This is a genomic window from Faecalibacterium sp. An122 (assembly GCF_002160895.1).
Taxonomy (GTDB): domain Bacteria; phylum Bacillota; class Clostridia; order Oscillospirales; family Ruminococcaceae; genus Faecalibacterium.
In genome coordinates this window covers 1-3,787 of the sequence record NZ_NFLL01000056.1, presented here as the reverse complement: position 1 = coordinate 3,787, position 3,787 = coordinate 1, and the positions used below count along the sequence as shown (strand labels likewise).

The window sequence follows — 3,787 nt, the reverse complement described above, 5'->3', positions numbered from 1 at the left end:
GGCGGCGCTGGCCGCGCCGCTGCGCCCAGTATTCTCGTTCTGTAATCCGTTCGCCGGTGCCGTTCAACAGGTCGATCTGGTAGAGTCCGGCTTCCTGGCAAAGCTCCATGGTCTCGACCTGCAGGTGCCGGAGCATCGCGGCGGTGCAGCGGTGCTTCATGCCCTCCTGCCAGTCGCAGGGCTTTTCCATATAGGACTGTCGAGGGATCGCCCGCACCCGGACGCTGCAAATGACAATGTGAACGTGGATATTCCCGGCTTCGTTGTGTCCATCGGGGTGAGCGCAGACGATGGCGGGATGACCTGGAAAGTTTTCTTTGCAGAATTGCAGGCCAAGAGCCTGGGCTTTTTCCAGGGTCAGTCCGTTGTCCGCAGCATCCCGCGGGTCGAAGCTGATAATATACTGGTGGGTCTTCACATCGTCAGGAGAGAAGTTCTTTCCGTACTTCCGGTTTGCCAGCAGGCAGGCCATGGCAAAGGACTGCCCGCCGCATTCCAGGGTGTCCAGTAAGTACTCCTCCCGAAGCTTGGGCCGGCCGTTCTCATCCAGAATCGGCAGGCCGGTGTACTCGTTGTGCTGAAAGGTCAGGTAGTGTTCAGGCGCTGTTAGATCGGAGTTCTTCGAGCTTGTATGCTTGATGGTTGCCATACAGTTCTCCCATCTTTTTCTCGGCATCCAGCCGAAAGAGTGTGAGGGCAGACAGTTCAGTCAAGAGCTGCGCCCGAATTTGTTCTGAATCTTTGCCGCCGCTGTTGAAGTAGCGGGCAAGCTGGTTCAGATTGCTGCCGATCTTGCCGCATTGTCCCAGCAGGTCGGAGAGAAGTTTCAGTGCATCTTCTCCGCCGCCGGTGACAACAATGGTTTGCTTGATGGACTGACTGCACAGGGAACGACGGATGAGAGTGGAGATGTTGACATGGAGAATCTCGCACATGATTTCCAGTTCCCGCTTTTCTTCTGGGGTGACTCTGAACTTGATGAACTGTGTTTTCCTCGGCGGACCGTCTTTCGGAATGGTGTTCTGTTTCGGACAGTTTTTTGTCTTGGACATTGTACCTCCTTGTCGTCTGGGTAACTCCTCCTTGGAGTTATGTAGACAAAGACGGCGCAGCCGGGAATCACGCGGAGCGTGTAGAGCAGGGTTTGGGGAAGGCACTCCCCAACAAGTACGACCAGATCGTGGGACGCAATTTCAATTTGTGAAATTGTAGCCACAGGTCGATACTTGCTTTCTGCTTTTCCGTAAATTTTGAAAATCCAGATTCAAAAGCGGGTACAGATTTTCAAGACCGGGCATGGGAGTGTGAATGGAGGTGTCTGTGGTTATTCGCCGTTCACTCCGGATCAAGTTCCTGCCCCTGTTTTGCAGTGGCGTTGTCAGGCTCGCCCGCATTTCTGCGAGGTCATGGCGCTGTATCCAGTCCGGACGGCTGATGAAGTTGTCAAAGTGCGTATGAAGAATTGCGAGCCGGTTGTTCGGCTGCAAGTCTCTCGAAAAGAAAAAGGCTCCACAGCACCAAAAGATTTTGTCGTGGGTGGATGGCGGCAAAATGGTTTGGTGAAGCTGCGGAGCGGACAACAAAGTTATATAGTAGCTTTTATTGAGTAAAGCGGCTTTGTTATGGAACAGGGTATCACTTAAAAATGCAAATGTCAACGATTTGTCGGACGATTTAGACAGATTTCACAAGGATGGCACCAGCTGTTTGTATAACCTTATTCATTTTCAGGTTTCGAGAGCCTCTGGATCAGCTTAGCCGCCAGTTCCTCGGCCTCATCGGCGGGCACCCAGAGATCCGGTTCAAAACCCTGGAATTCCTCAGACGGTTCATTGTTCGGATGAAGAAAAACGCTGGATGCTGACATAGTCACGCCGCATTTGCTGTTGGGCAGTTCAATGTATCCTGCATTGGCCAGCAGGGAGCCAAACGTATTTTCTCCAACGATCAGCACATTTTCAAGGTTGCAGGCATTCTCAATCAGATCTTCTGCCGCAGAGCCGGACACTTTTCCGGCCAGAAGAATCAACAGGTTATCATGGGAGATCCATTTATCTGGCAGAGACACTCCCGACGACTTACCATTCAACGTACTGAAAGATTCATTGTTGGAGGGAAAGCTTCGTCCGGTATTTCCGTAAGTGCTCAGCCACTGGTTACCTATGGTACTGTCCCCGCCTGTATTGGAACGCAAATCCAGCATGGAAACGGGTTCATCCTTAAGCTGCTCTGCACCGTCCAGAATCTCATCTCTATATTCTGTGTTAAAATTGTTGAACTGGAAGACAGGGATTTCTTTTGTCTGCCGCAGTTCTGTATTCTTGTTCTTGGACAGCTGTTCAAAATACTGTTTCCAGGGTTCAGCTGTCAGCGTCTCAGTGGTGCCGTCGGTATAATGAACAGTCAATTCTTCATCACAGGTGTGCTTTTCAAACTCCGACTGTCCATCGAACATTGCTTCTTTCAGTAGTACCGGATAGTAAACAATCTGCCCCTGCTTGGAGATGGAACGCTTGAACAGCTCATCCAGGTCTGCATGATTTTCAACCGACTCCACCGTTTTACCATCAACGGTCTGGTAGCTGTTTTCCGTTTTCAGGAAGGCGGTCTGACGGAAGAAGAAGGGGATCTGAAAGGGTGCCGGATGGTTCTGGTTGATGCTGAAATGCCCATCCTTGATAAAGCCCAGGTGACTGGCTATGATCTGTTCCAGCTGCTGGCAAGTCACGGTGTCCTGATCTTCCAGATCATGTAAAATAGCCTCCTGCGCGGCATCAAACGCCGGGTGCCCGCCAAAGTAATCGTAGAGTCCATAGGCATAGTAGCAGGCCTCAAACAGGTAGTTGACATCCTCCACAGCCTGGCTGTGATCCAGTTTCAAATCGGGGTCATAGTCACTGAAAGTCTCTGTCATGTACTCCCTAGCTTTTGACTGATCCTCCAGGGAAAGGCTGGTGCGCAGATAGGGTGTGGGGTCCAGCTCATCCCTCTGGATACTCTGGTGCTCAGCATTTACCTCGTCCAGCAGTTCTTCCAGGGTGGGCTGCGGGATATCCAGTGCGTCGGCACAGCCCGCCAAAGAGATACAGAGAGCGGCGCTCACCAGCGCCGCCAAGATGCGGTGTTTCAAAGCAAAAAGCTCCTTTCATGAGGCCCGGTTGATTCCTGAACCTCAATGTTTTATACTATTGCCATCATGATAGCACCGTTTGATGTGCAAGACCATAACATTTCGCGTAAGAAAAAACTTACGCGAAACGCCTAGTTGTAGCAAAGGAGTACCAGCGTGCAGAATATTTCCATCGGAGAGTGTATCCGGCAGCGGAGAAAAGAATTGAACTTGACCCAGGAACAGGTTTGTGACGGCATCTGTGATCCCGTCAGCCTCTCGCGGATCGAAAATGGCAAACAGACCCCCCGCCGCAGTGTCATCAATGCTCTTTTGCAGCGGCTCGGCCTGCCAGATGACCGCTATTATGCCCTGGTTTCTGAAAATGAGCTGGAGATGGAAGCACTTCGTAAGGAAATTATATCCTGTAACGCAACTGGAAAGGTATCAGAAGGTTTTGAGAAGCTTGCGCAGTTTGAAAAATTGTCAGACCCGGACGATCCCATTGCGCAGCAATTCATCCTGCGTTCCAGAGAAGTCTTGGGATGCTTGGACCGACGCTAGGGTGTATCTGAAAACTCAAAAACGCCCAAAAAAGTGTTAAAAAGACAAGAAAAAGACATAAAAGGATTCTATCATAGGCAGTGCAAGGAAGTGATAGCATGACGATTCATCGTT

General features: G+C 50.9%; 4 protein-coding genes. 1 reads left to right on the top strand and 3 read right to left on the bottom strand.

Features of this window, described 5'->3' with window-relative positions; translation table 11 throughout:
- The 3 genes from B5E67_RS15045 to B5E67_RS15035 form a co-directional block, all read right to left on the bottom strand.
- On the bottom strand, positions 1-649 hold a 649-nt coding region (locus B5E67_RS15045), incomplete at its 3' end, for a relaxase/mobilization nuclease domain-containing protein (RefSeq protein WP_087385896.1).
- Positions 597-1,052, bottom strand: coding sequence for a plasmid mobilization relaxosome protein MobC (mobC, locus tag B5E67_RS15040; RefSeq protein WP_087385895.1), 456 nt, complete (start codon positions 1,050-1,052; stop codon positions 597-599). The genes B5E67_RS15045 and mobC, both read right to left, overlap by 53 nt.
- A 665-nt stretch (positions 1,053-1,717) precedes the next feature.
- Positions 1,718-3,130, bottom strand: a complete 1,413-nt coding sequence (locus B5E67_RS15035) for a S41 family peptidase (protein ID WP_087385894.1) — start codon at positions 3,128-3,130, stop codon at positions 1,718-1,720.
- 156 nt (positions 3,131-3,286) lie between these two features.
- Between B5E67_RS15035 and B5E67_RS15030 the strand changes: the two genes are divergently transcribed.
- Positions 3,287-3,673, top strand: a complete 387-nt coding sequence (locus tag B5E67_RS15030) for a helix-turn-helix transcriptional regulator (protein ID WP_087385893.1) — start codon at positions 3,287-3,289, stop codon at positions 3,671-3,673.
- Positions 3,674-3,787 lie beyond the last annotated feature (114 nt).